The organism is Paenibacillus sp. BR1-192, assembly GCF_029542445.1.
Taxonomy (GTDB): Bacteria; Bacillota; Bacilli; order Paenibacillales; family Paenibacillaceae; genus Paenibacillus_AQ; species Paenibacillus_AQ lautus_A.
The window spans coordinates 1,093,100-1,112,754 of record NZ_CP120718.1 but is presented as its reverse complement, the minus strand read 5'-3'; the positions used below and the strand labels follow the sequence as shown (position 1 = coordinate 1,112,754).

At 50.1% G+C, this 19,655-nt stretch carries 17 protein-coding genes and 1 pseudogene; 5 read left to right on the top strand and 13 right to left on the bottom strand.

What is annotated here, in order from left to right:
• Positions 1–9: 9 nt before the first annotated feature.
• The 6 genes from P0X86_RS04830 to P0X86_RS04805 form a co-directional block, all read right to left on the bottom strand.
• Positions 10–753, bottom strand: coding sequence for a hypothetical protein (locus P0X86_RS04830; RefSeq protein WP_277747911.1), 744 nt, complete (start codon positions 751–753; stop codon positions 10–12).
• Positions 729–1,856, bottom strand: a complete 1,128-nt coding sequence (locus P0X86_RS04825) for an SAF domain-containing protein (protein ID WP_277747910.1) — start codon at positions 1,854–1,856, stop codon at positions 729–731. The genes P0X86_RS04830 and P0X86_RS04825 overlap by 25 nt, the downstream gene beginning before the upstream one ends.
• Before the next feature lie 42 nt (positions 1,857–1,898).
• On the bottom strand, positions 1,899–2,507 hold the full coding sequence (locus P0X86_RS04820) for a hypothetical protein (RefSeq protein ID WP_277747909.1): 609 nt from the start codon (positions 2,505–2,507) through the stop codon (positions 1,899–1,901).
• Between the two features lie 2 nt (positions 2,508–2,509).
• A complete protein-coding gene (locus P0X86_RS04815) occupies positions 2,510–2,680 on the bottom strand; it encodes a hypothetical protein (protein ID WP_277747908.1) in 171 nt (56 codons plus the stop codon).
• A gap of 66 nt (positions 2,681–2,746) precedes the next feature.
• Entirely contained in the window at positions 2,747–3,700 is a 954-nt protein-coding gene (locus P0X86_RS04810) for a ParB/RepB/Spo0J family partition protein (protein WP_277747907.1), read from the bottom strand.
• Positions 3,648–4,475: a ParA family protein gene (locus tag P0X86_RS04805; RefSeq protein ID WP_277747906.1), complete on the bottom strand. Its 828-nt coding sequence runs from the start codon at positions 4,473–4,475 to the stop codon at positions 3,648–3,650. Before P0X86_RS04805 ends, P0X86_RS04810 begins: the two co-directional genes overlap by 53 nt.
• 1,049 nt (positions 4,476–5,524) lie before the next feature.
• Here P0X86_RS04805 and P0X86_RS04800 point away from each other — a divergent pair.
• A complete protein-coding gene (locus tag P0X86_RS04800) occupies positions 5,525–6,391 on the top strand; it encodes a hypothetical protein (RefSeq protein ID WP_277747905.1) in 867 nt (288 codons plus the stop codon).
• Positions 6,392–6,404: 13 nt separating this feature from the next.
• On the opposite strand, the pseudogene P0X86_RS04795 reads toward P0X86_RS04800, so the two are convergent.
• Positions 6,405–7,954, bottom strand: a pseudogene (locus P0X86_RS04795) (IS3 family transposase).
• 110 nt (positions 7,955–8,064) lie between these two features.
• On the opposite strand from P0X86_RS04795, the gene P0X86_RS04790 reads away from it, so the two are divergent.
• From P0X86_RS04790 to P0X86_RS04780, 3 genes are all read left to right on the top strand, one after another.
• Positions 8,065–9,801, top strand: coding sequence for a hypothetical protein (locus P0X86_RS04790; protein ID WP_277747903.1), 1,737 nt, complete (start codon positions 8,065–8,067; stop codon positions 9,799–9,801).
• Positions 9,802–10,066: 265 nt separating this feature from the next.
• Positions 10,067–11,560, top strand: coding sequence for an Eco57I restriction-modification methylase domain-containing protein (locus tag P0X86_RS04785; protein WP_277747902.1), 1,494 nt, complete (start codon positions 10,067–10,069; stop codon positions 11,558–11,560).
• Positions 11,557–12,498 (top strand): BsuBI/PstI family type II restriction endonuclease, encoded by a 942-nt coding sequence (locus P0X86_RS04780; RefSeq protein WP_277747901.1) that lies wholly within the window; start codon positions 11,557–11,559, stop codon positions 12,496–12,498. Before P0X86_RS04785 ends, P0X86_RS04780 begins: the two co-directional genes overlap by 4 nt.
• A gap of 205 nt (positions 12,499–12,703) precedes the next feature.
• Here the strand turns inward: P0X86_RS04780 and rlmD are convergent, their stop codons facing one another.
• From rlmD to P0X86_RS04760, 4 genes are all read right to left on the bottom strand, one after another.
• Entirely contained in the window at positions 12,704–14,278 is a 1,575-nt protein-coding gene (gene rlmD, locus P0X86_RS04775; RefSeq protein ID WP_277747900.1) for a 23S rRNA (uracil(1939)-C(5))-methyltransferase RlmD, read from the bottom strand.
• A 699-nt stretch (positions 14,279–14,977) separates the two neighbouring features.
• Positions 14,978–15,859 (bottom strand): diacylglycerol kinase, encoded by an 882-nt coding sequence (locus tag P0X86_RS04770; protein ID WP_096774998.1) that lies wholly within the window; start codon positions 15,857–15,859, stop codon positions 14,978–14,980.
• A gap of 18 nt (positions 15,860–15,877) precedes the next feature.
• A complete protein-coding gene (locus P0X86_RS04765; protein ID WP_277747899.1) occupies positions 15,878–16,642 on the bottom strand; it encodes a sirohydrochlorin chelatase in 765 nt (254 codons plus the stop codon).
• Between the two features lie 3 nt (positions 16,643–16,645).
• Complete coding sequence (locus P0X86_RS04760; RefSeq protein WP_009592310.1) at positions 16,646–16,936, bottom strand: YerC/YecD family TrpR-related protein; 291 nt, start codon at positions 16,934–16,936, stop codon at positions 16,646–16,648.
• A gap of 292 nt (positions 16,937–17,228) precedes the next feature.
• On the opposite strand from P0X86_RS04760, the gene P0X86_RS04755 reads away from it, so the two are divergent.
• A complete protein-coding gene (locus tag P0X86_RS04755) occupies positions 17,229–17,819 on the top strand; it encodes a hypothetical protein (protein ID WP_119849902.1) in 591 nt (196 codons plus the stop codon).
• A gap of 216 nt (positions 17,820–18,035) precedes the next feature.
• On the opposite strand, the gene P0X86_RS04750 is transcribed toward P0X86_RS04755, so the two are convergent.
• Together P0X86_RS04750 and corA are read right to left on the bottom strand one after the other, a co-directional pair.
• Positions 18,036–18,401 (bottom strand): YrhK family protein, encoded by a 366-nt coding sequence (locus P0X86_RS04750; protein WP_277747898.1) that lies wholly within the window; start codon positions 18,399–18,401, stop codon positions 18,036–18,038.
• Positions 18,402–18,608: 207 nt separating this feature from the next.
• A complete protein-coding gene (gene corA / locus P0X86_RS04745; protein WP_119849904.1) occupies positions 18,609–19,565 on the bottom strand; it encodes a magnesium/cobalt transporter CorA in 957 nt (318 codons plus the stop codon).
• Positions 19,566–19,655: the final 90 nt, after the last annotated feature.

Below are 19,655 nucleotides of genomic sequence, written 5' to 3'. Positions count from 1 at the left end.
TTCTCCTTTCTACCAGGCTCGCCATCGTTTTTGAGCCGTCGCCCAAGCGCGCCGCGCGGCCTTGGCGTCGCATTCGGCAAGCTGTTGCAGCATCGTGAGCAGCCCCTGCCGAAACGCTCCGCTCACGCCGCGAAGGTCAAGGCGATGCTGATGCTGGTTATGCACATCAACCGTGGCATCGCGTTCATCCAGCGGAAAATGAAAGGAAGGCTCCAGCCACTTCACATGGCGCATTCGCGTTTCCGCCTGCCACGCGGGCAGTCTGCCCGGCAACGCCGGAGACAGCCATTCATAAAAAGAGAGCAGCGCTTCCGCTTCGTGCAAGCACAAGCGCAGTAGCAGCTCTTCATTTTTTTGCAGCGACAGCCGCTTGCCGTCCCAGCACCATACCCGCTTGTCATAGCCGGGCAAATCGCGGCCCGTTACCATTTGCGTATGGTCGGTGTCGAGCAGCAGCACATCATATGCGCCTGCGGTTCCCGCTTGTTCCAGCGCGCGATCCAGTTGTGCGGCGGTCACATAGCCGTAGGCCACATCCATGCCCTCAAACTCCTGCACGGCGCTGCCGGTGAACGCAGGCGGCAAGTAGCCTTGCACAGCTTGTCCCATCGTAGAATCCACCAGCAACACCTTCTGTCCCAAGCCGGTCCATAGTCGGCCGAGCGCCAGCAGCACATGGCTTTTGTCCGCCGAGCCAAGAAATACGATTTTTTTCATAGCCGTCTCCCTTACTGATTTAGAATATCCGCCCACCGGTCTTCTCCCGATGGGGCATTCGTTTCCGGGGGCGATTCCGTTCCCGTTGCAGCCGGAGGAGGTGTGACGGAAGCTGAGGGAACCGAAGGGACTGACGGTAGCTGCGATACCTCCTCGGATGTCGGTGGCTGTTCCGTCCTCGATGCGGTGGCGTCGGGTGACGTCGTCTCCGAGTTCTCGGCTCCTGATGGCGCCTGCGCCTCAAACATTGCATTGCCTTGCCGGGTGGTCGCCCGCTCGTTTTGCAATTGCTGCTGGACCGTGACATTGCCGCTGGACACCCGCAGCTTGTCCGATTCGCTGACCGCCTTCAAACTTGCATCCAGGGTTTGGCGCAGATTGCGAGCCAATTCCGTTTCGGCCGTTTCGAGCAGATTGGGGTCGATCTTCATCAAATCCAGCACCTTCGGATTGGCCGGGTAGTTGACGACAGCCGCCTCCTGCAAGCCCGGCTCGATGTAGGGCAGTGCGTAAAGGCGCGCGCCTTGCAAATACGCATCAATAATGGCGCTGGAGGCTTGCAGGATGTCCTTTTCGTTCATTTCCAGCCAGACCACATTGCCCGCCAACTGCTGCACCTTCTTTTTGGACAGCAGCACAAAGTCTTCGCCGGTCGGAAAACTGATTCGGACATCAATGAACTGTTCGGCCTGGAGATTGGAGGGAAGCTGGATCACCTGAAATTCCTTGAGCCGCACATCCTTTGGAACCGGCTGTCCTTCATACAGCAAGGAAGCGAGCAGCGGCGTTCCCAGCTCCAGCGCCACCTTGGCATGCTTGCCGATAATCGCTTCCTGGTTGGTCAACATGCCGGATGGAAGAAGATCGGCGGGCATCGAAACCGCCTTGAGGTCATCCGCTGTCAGCACAGCTCCGGCCGCGACAGCCCGGCTTGCCACCCACGCCTCGCGACTGCTCCTTTCCTGTTCCTGCTTCAATGCTTCAAGCTGCTGTTCATAGTAGTTTTGCAACTCTTGCTGCTGTTGCTTCTGTTCGTCATGCTGCATCAACATGTAAACCGCCGCCGCTACCAGCAGCGCCATACTAACCGCAATGGCTCCAATGACGAACGCCTTGCGGTTGCGAGAGGTCCATGACATCGACAACGACTCCTTTCTTCACTTGGAAGGGATTGGTCTAACTTAGCGAGCTTCGTCTCGCGTCCGCGGCTTCTGCTGCTTCTCCGCTTGAAGAAGCGCCAGCTTCTCGGCTGCCCATGCCGGTGTATGCTCCTGCTTCAGGAAGCCCAACAGGTCTTCGCGATTATAGCGGCACTCGTCGCCGGAATAGAGCCTCATCGCGAAAACGGCACGTCCGCGCGAATGTCCCGATGCGCCGAAGCCGCCCGTCACCCGGACCACTTGATGATCCGCCGTGCGAAACTCCGGTCGCAGCCTTTCCGGGCGAATCACGACAAGCTTGCCGTTCAGTTCATCCTCGCCCTTGATGGGCAGGCAATGGGCGGATGGAACCGGACCCATCGGTTCTGGAAGGGCCGAACGTTCGGTCTGAAGCTTTTCGATCTCCCATTGCATCAGCTTGGTAAAGTCCTGCATCGCTTGCAGATAGTCCCCATATCTCTCTGCGCCATAATACTGGTCGATGCCAAACAAATTGTTCTGGTCACAGTAGCAGACCAAATAGGGCTTCTCGGGATTTGTCGCGTCGATGCCCAAAATGACCTCGACCCGGCCAACGGGCAGCGCCTGATAAACCTCGTAGTCGCCGGCCATTCGTTTCTCCTGCTCCATCGTCAGTCCCCCCGACTTCGTTTGCGTTCAGGCTTCTTGGGCACCGAATCCATGCTCTGTGCCTGCTTACGTGGCGACCGTTCTTCCTCTTCGGACGGCTCACTATTCGTAAAGCCGGGCTTTTCCTTCATCAGCCGCTCATATTGCCTCCGTTTTCCTACAGTAAAGTCCATCTGGAACGCTCCTTTCAGCAAAAATGGGCATAAAAAATCCCTCTGTCCGAAAGACAAAGGGCTGTATCAACGCTCGTGATCCCGTTCCCGCTGTTTCCGGCGATACCAGGTTTCCACCAGTTGCATAATGACCTCTTCCATTTGCAGTGCGCTATAATCCTGGGGAAAAAACCGGCTAAGTCTATCCTTGGGAATCGTCAGCTTCTCCTTCTGGTTCGGCTTTTCCTCTGTCATAATACCGAGGATAACATCGCCGTTCAGCTTTCCGTCCTGGCTCAGCTTCTTCATGCGTTGCGCCTGCGCCAACGAAGGCGTACAATCCTCGGCCTGTATCGTTTCGAGCAGGGCTTGCTGTTCTTTCTCGGCCAAGTAAGAGATTTCAACGGCCGGGCTAAATGCGATTTGCTTGTCGTCTACCATTTCGAGAATAGGGGGAATCAGTTCCGTCAATCTAATGAAGCGTTTAATTTGATTACGGCTTTCGCCTACTTGTTCCGCCAAAATCTCGACGGAATATTTTCCATTTATATCCTGCCCAACTTGGGCAGCATTTTCTTTGCTCGGTCTGCCTGCTTGGCGTTTCATTGCATTAAGCTTCATCCTATATGCAAACGCCTTTTCACTAGGGGACACATGCTCCCGTTGCAAATTACTGTCCACCATAATAATGGTCGCCTGATCGTCGTCCAGTTCGCGTACAATGCAGGGGATCGACTCTATCCCCGCCAACTCGCTCGCCTTTTTCCGACGATGCCCGGCAACCATTTCAAAGCCGCCGTCCGTTTTGGGCCGTACCAGAACGGGCACCAGCACCCCGTATTGCTTCACACTTTCCGCCATTTCCAGCATCGCATCGTCCGCCTTTACCTTAAAGGGATGATCGAGAAAATCGCTAATATCCGACAGCGGAATATCCTTGATCTGTTCCTTCTGCTGGCCCTTTCGATCTTCTTCCGTCGTAAACAAATCATCGACTGTGGTCAGCTTTATGCTGGCGCGCCGGTCTTCTTTCGCCGTCAATATCCTGCACCTCCCTCGTTAACGCCACATAAGCCTTGGCGACTTGCCCGTTCGGGTCATGCGCATAAATGCTCTTGCCGCGAGCGCTCGTTTCCGCCGCGCGAATGGAAAGGGGGATTTCCGTTTGAAATACCCGCAGCTTGTCCCCGTAGTCGCGGCGCAGGACGAACGAAATATCTTTTGCAAAATTGGTGCGGTTGTCCACCATCGTGAGCAAAACTCCATCCACCACCAGCTTTTTGTTGATCTGACGGCGAACGCGGGCAACCGTGTGCAGAAGCTGCGTCATGCCTTTTGCGGGCAAATAGTGGGCCTGAACGGGAATAATGACGCTATCTGCCGCTGCCAATGCGTTGATCGTCATCATGCCCATGCTGGGCATGCAGTCGATCAGGATATAATCGTAGTGATCAGTTACCGAGTCGATATACGTGCGCAGGATGGTTTCGCGGCTCATCGTGTTGACGAGTGCCACCTCAACGGCCGACAACTCGATATTTCCCGGCATCAGGTCAATCCCTTCGTGATGCTGCAAAATGCCTTCTTGCGGATCATAGCTTTCTTCCGCCATACACTTTTGCAGCATCGTCGCCAGCGATACCGGAAGATTATCCGGCTCCTGAAACCCGAGCGAATCCGTCAGATTGCCTTGCGCGTCGGCATCGAGCAGCAGCACCCGCTTCCCTTCCGCCACCAATCCGATACCCAGGTTGACCGCAGTTGTCGTTTTGCCTACGCCGCCTTTCTGATTAGCAAGGGCGATCACCTTGGCCATGTGTTCAAAGCTCCTTTCAAATGGAAAAAGCCGATTGCTCTGAGCAAATTGAGCAACGGCTTTTCACGAGTATCTATATAAAAAGAGAACACCTGGTAAGCATGTCCTCTTGGATATTCGACCTTAGCGTTTTTTACATGGTTGCCTGACAGAATCATTAAGTTTATGGACAAGCTTGAACGATGATTTTACGGCAAAACATTCAATATATGAGAGGTTTCTTGCTTGTAAGAAACGATTGTTCAACTCCAGTTTGATTGAAGGCTGTTCCATGATCTCCAATCGCGGAGTAGCCGATTCGGATTTAAGTATAGAAAAATTTATCCGGCGGACAGCGGCTGACTGTCCTCATAGGTGCAATATTACACCTCCTCCAGGATCGCTGCAGGCCGCCCCCATTGCGATGAGCTGTGGCTGGACGGAAGTATCATAATCCCGCCATGCAGGTCATCGCCGAAAATGGGACCACCATTTCGCTATGCTTCACGGAATCGCTCTCATATTATTCTGCGTCTTGAATAGACGAACAGAAACAACATGGTCATGGCGCGCTTGCATACTGGCTTTCCTCTGAGGCTGCATGGGGAATGTACCGGACAAACTTATATGTGGTTTTCAAGGAACAGAGCGGAGGGACAACGCTCCCTCTACAAGCCGTTTCATTTTTGGGGCAAAATCGGGTAGCAATGCGAAAAAAAATAGGGGATTAATCAAATAAAGATTCTCATCTACTTATTGGGGTTGCAGGAGGTAGAAATAAATAGAAAATCATGGACTTGAATAACGGAAATGTAGGGGGGATTTCTGAAACATGGTTAATAGCCCATTCCTAATGCCACTGGATGAGCAGAAGACTATGAGTGTCATAAACGTATAGTTAGGTGGGAAGAAATTCTATCGGATTTGCCAAGTTTGAGGAAGGCAAGCATATCTTTATCCACAAGAAGAATAATAGATTGCACTATAATACGAACGTTGTCGAATTAAAGGACTTTTCCAATTGTCTATAGAAGTATATACCATAAATAGAATAGGATTGAGGTGTAGGAATGTCAGCTAACGGAAGATACAGGGAGCACGGTAGCGTCACTGAGTTTTACTGGAGAGATCTGGAAGTGAGTTTCGATGCTATAAACGAATTGAGCGCAAATCAGCAATTAAGACGCTTTGAGGCTTTTTTAGATGCAATGTCTTTGGAAGAACTTAAGGACCTAGCCGATGTAACTGAAGTAGTATTAACAGACTCAGCAAATAAAGAGCAATGTAAAAATGACTTGTCCCTTATCTCTGAGGGAAGGGTGTTGCTTGCCCTTCTACTGCGCGACTTCCAAAACCGTAAGAAGCGTAGTATTCCTATTTTTTATGAAAATAACTCTGACGAGTTAAAACATAAAACTCCTTTGGCACAACTTCATCATCTGTTTGGACAATCTCCAGCATTGTTATTTTCTTTGCTGACTTATCATTTATGGACTGTCCGTGGAACAGGTGATTTATTTGCATTAGATAAAAACATTGCTCCGGGCAAAGCCAAACAAGTTCTATCAGAAAAAGGCTTTGAAGATAAGCTTCGCAATTTGCTCTATAAAGGCTCAAAAGAAACTAATGAGTATCGCATATTTTCATACTCAATCGTAAGAGAAAACCGCTTTATTTGTTTAATTTACAAGCAAGTTAATGATACCTCCATACCTGACTATAACCAAGGGATTCGGCATCAGGAAGTTAATACACTTATGTTTGAGTTGAACTCCGAAAGTGGTACCGTTGAAATAAAGACCAAAGTTCAATTCGAAAGTGTAGCTATCAAAAAATATATCGAAGAAACTTTTGACGGTGTGCTGTCTGCTTATAAGACTGAGGTGTTTCACGAATTCGGTATTTGTCAAGATAGTTGTCGCTTAGCTCGAAAATAGCAACGTTAAGATTTCACTTTTGCTCAGTTTGAATAGACGTCACATTGTCTGGATTCAGCCACACTTCTTCTGCCAGACTCCAGTCGCGCGTAGCACCTGACCAACGTTTTGGATGAGAAGCTTTTGCCGTTTCATAAACGCTCCTTCGCTTCTCGAAAATCTGTTCAGCCAGGCCTTGATGTCTCTGGCTAGGCGTCAGAAAGTTAAGCCCACTATGATGGTGCTCATGGTTGTACCAATGGACAAAACGCAGCACCCATTCACGCCCCTCTGTACAGTCCTTAAAGCCTTGTGCGGGATACGCTGGACGGTATTTGCACGTACGAAAAACAGACTCGGCATACGGGTTGTCATTACTAACTCGCGGCCTGCTTCTCGACGGCGTTATCCCTAGGCTGTACAGCGTTTCCAATAACGTTGCTCCCTTCATCGGGCTACCGTTATCGGAGTGCAGCACAAGCGGATGTTGGCGAATGACGCATTGTTCCCGGATCACCGTTTTGCGAATCAATTGACTGGCATGTTCAGCCGACTCTTCTTCCCAGATCTCCCATCCCACGATCTTTCGACTATACAAATCCAACACCAAATAGAGATAAAAGAAGAGGCCTTTGACGGGTCCTGGCAGCCAGGTAATGTCCCACATCCAGACTTGGTTAACCCCCGTTGCAGAATGGCTCGTTGGCGGTTTCATGCTTCGCTGCTTGCTCCGTCCGCGGTGCTGCTGTTGTTGGTGCTTACGCATCACGCGATAAAAGCTTGATTCGGATGCGATATAGGTGCCTTGATCGGCGAGGGAAGGAACGATTTGACTCGGCGGCAAGCTCTTGAACGCCGGCTGATGAATGGTGTTCAGGATTTGCCGTTCTTCTTCCTCGCTTAGCTTATGAGCAGGTGCAGGGCGCTTTGCATGCGGTCGTCCGTCTTCACGTGAACCGCTTTGGCGCCAACGTTGTATGGTTCGCTGGGTCAGTCCGAGTTCGATACAAGCTAGCCTTTCTCTTGCTCCAGCTTCCACCGCTTCTTGGATCAGTGATAGAGCTAACTCACGATCTGGGGCACTGATTAGTCTTCCCCGGGGTCCCCCCAGATCGCTTGGGCCTTTTTTCGCAGTACCAGTAACGCCGCCGTTTCCGCTAACGCCGCTTCCTTTCGTTGCAGCTCTCGGCTCAGTTCCTTTACTTCCTGTTCTTTCGAGCGAAGCTCTTTTTGTAGCTTGCTCGATTGCTCGGCGATCCCTCCATTTGCTTGCATGCAGGCGTCACGCCAAGCATTCACTTGCTCAACGTACAACCCTTTTGCCCGACAGTATTCCGACAATTCAATCTCACTCAATGCCGCAGTCTCCACGACGATGGCGAATTTATCTCGTGTGCTCCAACGCTCAGAGACTTGCGCGCCAGTCGGCATGACCATCCCGCTCGCTTTAGCGGCATGCTTCCACTTGTACAGCGTCGTTTCGGATATTCCACTTTCTCGGGCAATCTGGCTTACAGGTTCATTGTTGAGCGGCATCATGCGTTGCAAGATGCTTTCCTTCAATTCCTTGCTAACTTGGTTCATTTGTCCTCCACCTCGACTTCTCTGTCCTCTCACTGTACATTCATTTGAGGGGTACGACAACTATTCTGACAGAGGGGGAATTCAACAAGACAATATTTATTGAGTCAATCTTGAACGGAAAAACTGCAAGTGGTAAACCAGTTAATGATTTCCTTGTCGAGAAGGTAGTGTTTCGCTCTAGTCCGATAAAAAACTCACCTGAGATCACTATCCAGTCCAAAAATATGGATGTGTGGCCATCTGTTATCGATGCTAGCGATAAGGGCTGTGTAAATATTGAAAGTATAAAAGATTTAGCATCAATATCATTCAAATCGTCAGGGGTGGGACGGACAATTCGCTCAATTGTGAAAGATGATGGGCATGTTGTTTTCACTATGGACGATAGCTTAATTGAGAAAGATACACTGGAGTCAATTAAAACGAAGTTTTTTGAAAAATTCGGAGTTCCAATGTTTCAGGAGATTGCAAACAACAAGTTTGCTGATGGACAAGCGGACTTAATTGACTACGTTATGGGTCAACGTGATTATAGAAAACACAGCCAAGGAGATGCGAAGGGACTTTACGAGGCACTTATGAAGAAAAAACTCCTCAAAAATATTACAGAAGCTTATGCAGAGTGTACAAACAGTGACTGTCCTCACGAGACAAGGATTGATGATTCAACCGTGATACTTGGCGAATGTCCCATCTGTGATAGTCCTCTCAGGGTTAGAGAAAACATTTCGACTCAAATTGGAATTAGCGAGGTTAGGGCTGAGGTTAAAAGAAAATTAAGAATTTGGTGTGACGATGAGAGTTGGATTATGCTTGGAGACTCCAATTTAACATTCGGTAATAACACGTTAAAGTTAATTAAGCTGGAGCGATCTGGTGATCAACGACCACTTCAAATCCTTATTACTGAGCACACTCTTGATGGAAGACTCTTGTCCAAGCTGCATAAAATGATGAACCCGCTAATAGCAGTTTTCGTAGGGCAACAAGAAAAATTTATAGGGAAGTATACAAGTGAGTGCATTCAAGCTATTAGTTTTGGAAAACTTTATGTTCAAAAAGATGATGATCTTAAACTATTTTTCGACAGCATCTATTCTAACCTAGAGTTAAGAGCAAAAAATTATTTGGCTTCTGCTGCGAACAAGTCCTACCACTCATTATGTGGTATCCACTGTCCACCAGATAGTCTTGACAAAACACTGTATACCCCCGGCGATCTTGAGGATGATGGGTATGCACTATTGAAGGACATGTTCCCCAACTCAGTTAAGTGGGGGAAACAGCAGAGTGGTAAACAACTTCCGGAAGGCGTCTTTTCGTTATCTTATGTCAGGAATGATAAAGAAAGATACGCATTTTCATTTGATTTCAAACTTGCATATAAAAATGAGGGTTATCCTTTAGAAATAGCGGAGCAAAGAAAGGCTGTACAATATGTTAAAGATCTTAACGACTCTGATTTAATTTCCAGTTACGCTAAACAAAGAAAACTGAGCGGACACATATTCATCTCAAATTGTTTTAATGCAGCCCAAGTTGATACGACTGTCAAGTATTTTGAAGATCAGCTACCTAGTTCAGTTATTACTAAGCCCATCTTTATCACAACAGATGCTCTCACACATCTCCACTTAAAATATAGAGAAAACTTCGAAGAAGTCGAACTGGCTAAAAATTACTATATGCACTGGCTTTTCGAAGCACTCGTTAACAAGTCCAACTACGTGACCCGTGACCACGTGGATACAATCTTCAAAAAGCTGCTAACTAAGCAGTATCGAGAAGTCGATGTAATGGATATGACTCTTCTTACTGATGAAGTAACTAAAAAAGATGCTATTTAGTTTGGTTCAGCCGTTCCGTTTCTCTTCTTGGTCGATTCTTATTGCCCCATTTTCTAGTCATGGGGGTTTTGTCGAATTGTAAGTTAATCACACTTGAATTTTTTCTCATTTACTGGTAAGGTAAACTTGTCCGAAAGCATCGGCAGAGTCCTCTGTGGGAAGCACCCACGAGGACTTTTTATTTATGACTACATATTGGGTTTGATAAGACCTAAGCTATTATACTAAAATAATTAGATACAATTCGCAAGCAAGAGGTGCAAACATGGCTCAACTATTAGATGCCGTTGATCAGGAACGGCTAGCGATAAATCCTTCTCTAAAGCGTAAATCTGAGTTAGGTCAGTTTTTGACCCCATCAAGTATTGCCAGCTTCATGGCTTCACTATTCGACAAAGATACGATGTCCCATCCCAACATTCTTGATGCCGGAGCTGGAATCGGATCTTTGACTTGTGCTTTTTTGAGTCGCCTTGTTTCCGAAGGCTTAAGTAATCAAGCTGCAATCACAGCCGTCGAAATTGATGAGATTCTTAGAGAAAAACTTTTCAATACGCTTTCGTTATTCGAGGACACCCTGAACCTCAACAGTCAAGTCATAGCTGCGGACTATATCGAATGGGCAACAAATGTTTTGCTTGATGAAGAGAGCTTACTTTCAAGCTCGAACAATAAAATACGCTTTTCTCATGCCATATTAAATCCACCTTACAAGAAAATTATGAGTAATTCGAGACACCGCAAACTTCTTCGAGGCGTCGGTATTGAAACCGTTAATTTATACTCAGCCTTCGTAGCACTGACAATTGAATTGATGGAAGACCATGGCCAAATCGTAGCGATTATCCCGAGAAGTTTCTGTAACGGACCCTACTTCCGTCCTTTTCGCCAACTTCTGCTTGAGAAAACTGCAATAAAACACATGCACTTATTCGATTCCAGAGACAAGGCTTTTAAGGACGATGAAGTTTTGCAAGAAAATGTGATCATGTTGTTAGAGCGCGGCGAGATACAAGGCGAGGTTCAAGTATCTACTTCTAGGGACGACAGCTTTAGTGATTATGAAGTTAATTGTTACCCGTTCGAAAAGATTGTCCAGCCAAAGGACTCTGAATTCTTCATTCATATACCTACTTCTAACGAAGAGAGTTTCATTGAGAGATACCCATCAGTTTGTTTCTCACTTAAGGAAATAGGTGTTGAGGTTTCTACAGGACCAGTAGTTGATTTTCGAGTTAAGGGGCATTTAAGAGATATGCCGGAAGATGGTACTGTTCCTCTCTTCTACCCTAATCATTTCGTGGGAACATTAACAGAATGGCCAAAAGTCATGAAGAAGCCCAACGCAGTTTTTGTTGATGACGAGATGAAAAAATGGCTGTATCCGAACGGATATTATACAGTAGTAAAACGGTTCTCCTCTAAAGAAGAAAAACGTCGTATCGTAGCGGGGGTATTAACTCCAAGTAGCGTCAACTATGCTGAAGTTGGATTTGAAAATGGACTTAATGTTCTCCATTATCAAAAGCAAGGCATACCCGCTGAGTTAGCTTTTGGTTTATACGCTTATTTAAACTCAACAGAAGTCGACAAATATTTCCGAGTATTTAACGGACATACACAAGTTAACGCAACCGATCTTCGTACGATGAAGTTCCCAAGCAGAGAAAAACTTGAAAAGTTTGGTAGATGGGTGATGTCAAACTCTGATACAATAGGTCAAGAGGAAATAGACCAAAAGTTGGAGGAGATACTGTGACTGAGGACACCCATCCTAATATTGAAGGAGCCTTGGAAATACTCAGAGCGCTTGGCTTGCCAAGAGCCCAATTAAATGAACGCTCAGCACTTTGCCTACTGGCAATATTAAATCTGACTGCTGAAAAAACTTGGTCGGAAGCAGAGAACCCCTTAATCGGTATTACCCCGATGATGGATTTTAGTCGGGAACATTACGGGAAAGAGTATGCCCCTAATACACGGGAAACATTTAGACGGCAGACCATGCATCAGTTCATTGATGCTGGGATTTCACTATACAACCCTGACAAGCCAACCCGACCTGTTAACAGTCCTAAAGCCGTTTACCAGATTGAACCCGAGGCCTTGATGCTCATAAAGTTATATGGCACCTCTCGATGGGAGCCTGCTCTAAAGGCATATCTAGCGACAAGACAAACGCTTGTGGAACGGTATGCCAAAGAACGGGAACAAAACAGACTCCCTGTACAAATTGCCCCCGGAAAGCAAATTATGCTGAGTCAAGGTGAGCATAGTGAGTTAATAAAAGCTATTATCGAGGATTTTGCCGCGCGGTATGTACCAGGGGGTATTCTGATATTTGCTGGTGATACAGGCGGTAAATATTTCGATGAGGATTTGTTAAGTAACCTCGGAGTTGCGGTTGACTCCCATGGAAAGATGCCGGATGTCGTTATTTATTATCCTGAAAAGGACTGGTTATTACTGATCGAATCAGTAACAAGCCACGGCCCTGTTGATGGAAAACGGCATGATGAGTTAGCGCGGTTATTCAATGGCTCGACTGCGGGCATCGTATATGTAACTGCATTCCCGAATCGTTCAGTAATGGCTCGATATCTGAGTGTTATTGCTTGGGAAACAGAAGTTTGGGTTGCAGATGCTCCTTCTCACCTTATTCATTTTAATGGAGTACGCTTTTTAGGACCATACTAATAGCAAAAAAGTGTACGTAGAATAGCTCCCGCCGCTATAGGTGGGAGCTATTCTACGTACACTTAAAAGTTGCTCGTCATATCTACCCACTTCAAGTCCAAAACAACCGAAACTTTAATTGTGTCTCGCAATTCCTTGTTCTTATAATCGCTCTCATCCTTCGCAAAGGAGAAATACTTCGCCGAATGCTGAAAACTATAGACTTCTAGGTATCGACGCGACATATCCCCACCACGCACTCCACATGCACCGTATGCGGAAACATATCCACCGGCGTAACCTCCACCGTCCGATACCCGCCATCCTCCAACACTCGCAAATCTCTTGCCAGCGTGGACGGATTACAACTCACATACACGACCCGCTCCGGCTTCATCTCAAGAATCGTCTCCAGCAAACGAGGGTCACAACCTTTACGCGGTGGATCGACCACGATGACATCCGCCTCGATGCCCTGTTCTTTCCAGCGCGGAATCACATCCTCAGAAGCGCCGACTTCAAACTCCACATGTTTCATACCATTGAGCTCCGCATTGGCACGCGCATCCTCGATCGCTTCCTTCACGATTTCGACTCCATACACCTTCTTGGCATGCTGTGCCAAGAATAGAGATATCGTTCCGATGCCGCAATAGGCATCGATTACAGTCTCTTCTCCGGTTAGTCCCGCATACTCCACTGTCTTGCCATACAGCACTTCCGTCTGAGCCGGGTTTACCTGGTAGAAGGATCGCGCAGAGATAGCGAACTTCACATCGCCTATATAGTCATGGATGACCTCACGCCCCCACAGGACACGGGTCACATCCCCGAAAATCACGTTCGTTTTACGTGTATTCACATTCTGACAGACGCTCACAACAGCCGGGAGCTCCTCACGGATCGCCGAGATCCACTCGTTCACGCGTGGAATGCGTTCACCATTCGTGACGAGTACAATCATCATCTCTCGTGTAGCAAAACCGATCTTCACCACGACATGGCGAAGCAGGCCCTGTCCTGTCTCTTCATTGTAGGCGGTGATGCCTAGCTTTCGCCCGATGGCTTTGACTCGGCTGACGACCTCGTCGTTCTGCTCATGCTGAATGAGGCACGTCTCCATGTCCACGATCCGGTGGCTGCCCCGGGCGTAGAAGCCGCCGACCAGGCCGCCTTCCGTTACGCCGATAGGCACCTGGGACTTGTTGCGGTAGCGCCAAGGCTCGCTCATGCCCAGTGTCGGACGTACGAGGATCCCTTCTTGATCTGAATCAACGCCGGACACGGCAGGATTCGCCCCGTTGGTTTCAGAAATCTCATTGTCCACTCCACCATCTGTGCCACTCCGCTCGTTGCCCACACGCGTCTCTCCAGCACCTGCCGCCTCTCTCACCACCCGCAGCTTCCCGATCCGCTCCAGGTTGTCCACCACCAGCTGGCGCTTCCACTCCAGCTGACCGGCATAACTCATATGCTGCAGCTGGCAGCCGCCGCATTGGTCGTAGATCGGGCATGGGGCTGCAATGCGGTTCGGGCTCTGCTCAACCAGCTCCAGCAGCTTGGCATAGCCATACTGCTTCTTGGTCTTGAGCACCTTCACCCGTGCCTTCTCACCCGGCAGGGCGCCCTGAACGAACAAGGTGTAGCCGTCGGCACGGCCAACCCCTTCCCCGTCATGGTTCATTCCTATAATATCGATCACGACCTCGTCGTTCTTCGCCACTGGCAGGTCCAGGAGGGCCGCCGAAGCCGCCGGCTTGCCGCTGCGGCGCGTGTCGCTTCCCTTGCGATTCTTCTTCATGATGTGCTGTTCACTTCTTTCCGTTCAACTTGTCCCTTACCACTCTATATTCCCAATCGGAACACCATCCATAATAGAAGTTGTTCAAAAAGCTCGCTTTTGATAAGAAAACCTATATCGAGGCCACTTCAAGGATGAGCGACCGCGATGCATAGGTAGGTTTTCTTGCGATATAGAATTTCATCAGTTCCACTGATAACTCATAAATTCTATATCTATCACGAAGTGAATCAGGAAGCCACTCGGCATCGAATCTTGAATTCAGCCGGGCCTTCCGGTGCTCACGTACCCAAGCGTACGCTCCACTCCTCAGTCCCTAGCTTCATTCAACCTTCTCGGTGCTGAAAACCGACTCTTTTTGAACACGTACTTAATAAAAGCGGATGATCTTCCGTTAACCTTCATTCGCTTAAACAACAAAAAGCTCCCCCAAGGGAGCTTAGCGCACAAGCTCACGTCCATCATTATACGGGAGCCTCGTATGTTATTCAATCCATTCCGCCTGCAAATCCAATCATTTACTTACAAGAGCCTGGAGCCTAAGCGGCGATCCTCGGCCTGTTCCATCTCGTTCCATGGCCCATCGCCATAATCGCCTATCCATCGCTAATGCGATCCGTCCCCGCTGAGCCATCGGCAGCAACCATCACGCCTTACGCGCTTTTCCCATGCCTACCGCCTCTCTACCAGCCAAACATCTCAGCCAAAAATCCGCAAATGCTGCGGCAGCACGCGGAACGTGCCCGGCAGGACGCCGCCGAACTCGCCGTCCAGGTTCAGCTGAACCGGTCCCGGAGAGACAACCTCCATATAGTCGGTGCGGAAATGAACGACTCGCTTGTCGTTGATATGCTCGCCGCGAAGAGCTAGCGTAGCCACACGCACGAACTCCGCCAGATTGCACTTGCGCAGGGCAATGACGTCGAACAAGCCGTCGTCGATGCTCGCGCCCGGCGCGATTTTGTCGAAGCCGCCGACCGAGTTGCTGTTCGCAATGAGGAACACCATGAATTCGTCATGGATCGCCGGATGACCGCTGGCATTGATGATGAGCTCCTGCGGCGTCAGGCTGACCATTTTCTCGATCCCCTTCAAATAATACGCCAGCTGCCCGATCATCGTCTTCAGCTTGCTAGGCACCTCATACGTAAGCTCGGTCAGCGTACCGCCGCCCGCGATATTGATGAAGTAACGATCATTCGCTTTGCCCACGTCAATCGGACGCGTCTCGCCCCGAATCACCAGATCGCAATACTCCTCCCAATTCTTCGAGATGCCGAGCGCCCGCGCAAAATCGTTCGTGGTCCCCAGCGGGAAAATGCCCAGCGGCGGGAGGTTATCCCTGCCGGCCATCCCGTTGATGACCTCATTGAGCGTACCGTCTCCGCCGGCCGCGATCACAAGATCGTACCCGCGCTCGACGGCATCCGCCGCTTCACGGGTCGCATCCCCCTCTCCGGTCGTTGCATGACAGGAGGTTTCGATGCCAGCACTGTCCAAACGGTGCAATATATCAGCAAGCCGACGCTTCATTTCCTCCCGGCCGGAGGTTGGGTTATAGATTAACCTTGCATTTCTCATTAACGATACGCCACCTACTTATGATTTCAAGGATTGAAGAAGACGTTTGGCCTGCGACTCCATCCACTGCGGCAGCAGCGAATGCGGAAGCAAGGTCCTGCCGGAATACCGGCATTCCAGCCCCTGGAGCCGATCGGGTATTACCTTCTCCGTAAAATACCCCTCACTCAAAAAAAGCGGAGCTACGATCACATCGCAGCCGCGCTCCATCCATGCTGTCACCTTGTCCCGCACATCGCCGGGACTGAGTAAGGCATAATCCGCGCCGGTTCCGCTTACCTCGCTAACTCGCTTTGCCAAAGAGTTAATACCCTTTTCCCAACGGCTGCGAAACAGATCATGCCGGCTGCCGTGTCCGACGAGGAGAATGACTTCCTTCGCCGGGGTCACGGACAGCTCTTTCACCTTATCCCATACCATGGCCGCAATCTCGGAATCGTCGTCCATCGGCGTACCGAAATGAACCCGGGACCGGACCCGAAACGGCGCCAGGTCCGTCTCCATGTCCGGAACGGCCTTCGCTCCTATAGCATAAGCTATTTCGTCGACATGTGTGCTGCCGGACGAGACAAATAGAGGAATGACCACAATGTCGGTGACACCCTGGTCTTCCAAGGCCGTGATGCCGTCCTGAATCAGACGGCCCTCTACCAATTCCAGGTACGAAGATACGACCGGTATATCCATACGGGATGCCAGTTCGTGGACGGCCTCGTCCACAAGCGACACCCATTTCCGTTCACGTGAGCCATGACTGATGACCAGCACACCCGGCTTCGTCATGAATTAACGTCCCAGACGCTCCAGCGTCATTTTGTAACCGTCATTGCCGTAGTTCAGACAGCGCTTCACGCGCGAGATCGTGGCGGTGCTGGCTCCCGTTTCTGCTTCAATCTGGTTGTATGTGCATCCCTTGCCCAGCATGCGCGCCACTTCCAGCCGCTGCGACAAGGATTGAATTTCGTTCACGGTACAGAGATCGTCGAAGAATACATAACATTCCTCCACGCTGTCCAGGGTTAATATCGCTTCGAATAATTGATCGATGCTCTTATCATTTAGCTTCTTTAATTGCACTGGATGATCATCCCCTATTGTTACTGTGTGTATAACACTCGCACTCCCATTGTACCCGAGCGGAACTAGTATTTTCAAGCATTAACGATTTCACGCACTACAGGACGACCATCCCTTAGGGGGACTCATCCCGCATAAACGCTCTCATTCACGTCCGAAAGAGGCGCGCTAAAATCTTCCTGGGCCATCGCCCGATTCCGCTCCTATCCCGAAAATCGGGACATCCGCCTAAACCCATCGCCCGCCCGTATCATACAGTATAGTATCTTAACTCAAAAAGGAAAGTGATATCATGACGCGTCATTCTCACTATTATCATCGCCGACCCACGAATAACCATCGCTCCCTCAATTCATATGAATCACTGCCGCAGGATCCAACACCGTACCCTGGCATCACGCCATACGGCGATTATCCGGAAGTCGGTGAAACGGCGTTATATCCATATACCGACGGCGTAACGGATCTGGAGGCTTCGGCTTCGGCTCTCGCTCCCTCCACGAATTCCGGCGGCGGCGGGCTGGCAGGTCTCCTCGGCGGAGGAGGCGGCAGCGGCGGTGGATTAGGCAAGCTCCTCGGCGGGCTCGGAGTCAACAATATGAGCGACATCAAGGGTCTCATCGACCGGATGGGCGGCATCGACGGCATCGTCAACAACATCGGCAAGGTACAAAAGGTCATGCAGGGCTTCCAGCAGCTTGCGCCTATGTTCTCCGTGCTGGCAGGCGCACTTAAGAAGAAGGGCAGCGGATCGTCTTCGACTGCTTATACGGATCAGAATGAAGACGGCTACGAATACAAACCGAGAAGACGGCGGTCCTCGGGAAGCAGACGCCGCTCCGGCTCGCGTAAATCGTCCTCCGGCAAAAGACGGCGTCGTTAACCTATGTAATCGGTGCACACGACACTTTATATGCCGTGCAATTCTAATCAAACAGTGCAGGTTCTGATCAGCGAATGAGATCAGATCTGTCAGGATGGGTCCATCAGATACGTTAGGGCCCACCATGGCCGGATGCACGGAACCCTCATACATCACGCAGGCTCCAGTCTGTACCCCCAGACTGGAGCCCTATCTTTTTTCAAATTATATATCCCATCAGCGCGTCCAGTCCCCTTCGGGACCGGCTTCTTTATTCTCGACGTTTTCCAGCGATTTTAACCGGAACCAATACGAACCGCGCAAACCGGAACGCAGCAGCATCGTAATACTGCCGAGCAGGTACAGCACCGTCGGGATTCGTTTCATCTGGGGATAGAACATCATGATGCTGCCTGCGATGAACAGCAGGCCCGTGGCGATCTCGCTGATGACCATGCCCGCCTCGTAACGGTTCGTGACGGCGAGCTTTCGTTTTCGTTTCCAAGCTAAGCGAAGCATCCGGCGCAGCAGCCGGGAACGTTTAGGCTCGTCAGGTTGGCGCGATAAACGCTTCTTGGGATGTCGTTTGAGCCCGAGTTTCATATGCAGTCCCTCCTCAGCAAGCCTTTACCCCTTACGGAAGAACAAGAAACGACAGCGATTTAGCATTCACCCTCTGATAGGGGACAACCTTCCCCGCTCATCTCTCTTCAAAGTTACCGCTGACCCAGAACTTCGACCGACGCAGATGGTCCCGACTGGAATCTCTGCTTCGGTTGGCTTAACAGTATTTACCGCCTTAGAACCTCCTTATTTAAACCAGCCTCTGCGCATAAACCACAACACCATGCCGCCGCCCAGCACGAACATGAGAAGGAGCACGAAGAAGTATCCGTAATGCCACCCCAGCTCCGGCATGTTCTCGAAATTCATCCCGTAAATCCCGGCGATCAGGGTGAGCGGCATAAAGATCGTCGTGATGACGGTTAACGTCTTCATGATTGTATTCATCCGGTTCGAATTCACCGATATGTAGCTGTCCCGTAAATCTGCTGTCATCTCGCGGTCCGCCTCGATCATGTCCGCCAGCTTCAGCAGATGGTCATAAATGTCGGAAAAATAAGCATGGTGCGCGTGATGCTCCATATGCTGCGAGTTCACGATCCGGTACAGCAGATCCCGCATCGGCACCACCGTGCGCCGCAGGCGGAGCAGCCTTGAACGCAGGGCGAAGACCTGATTCATCAGGTCCTCGACCGAATCCTTCTCCCCTTGGCTTTCCAACTCGGCCAGCTCGTCCTCGATGGCGAACAGGCTGGGAAAATACTGGTCCACCAGCTTATCCATAATCGTATACGCCGTGAAGCTTGGGCCGTCCTGGCCCAGCGGCCCCTTGCCGGCAACCGCGAGCACTCGTTCCCAAGCCTCGTCCATTTCCGGCAGTGCCTGCTGGTGGAAGGAGACCACGAACGAAGGGGCCAGGAATACATCCACCTCGACCGCCTGCAGCGTATCCGGCTGAAGGGCATGCAGGACAAAGAACTGCATCTTCTCGTAATAATCCAGCTTGGGACGCTGCAGGACGTGCAGGCAATCCTCCACCGCCAGCGGATGAAAGTGAAAATAAGTGTCCAGCTTCCGCGCTTCCTCCGGCGTGGGATTGCTGAAATCGGCCCAGATCCAGGCATAGTCCTCCATCCGGATCTCTTCCAGCGTAAGCCCGGTCACCGGTTCATAGCTTGGCGTAATCGCCAGAACGCGTATCATGATTGGATGTCCCCTTCCCCTGCTACCATCGATTCTTTTAAACAAAAAAAGCCAATCGATTCCTGATTGGCCCCACAACTATCCGTTTCT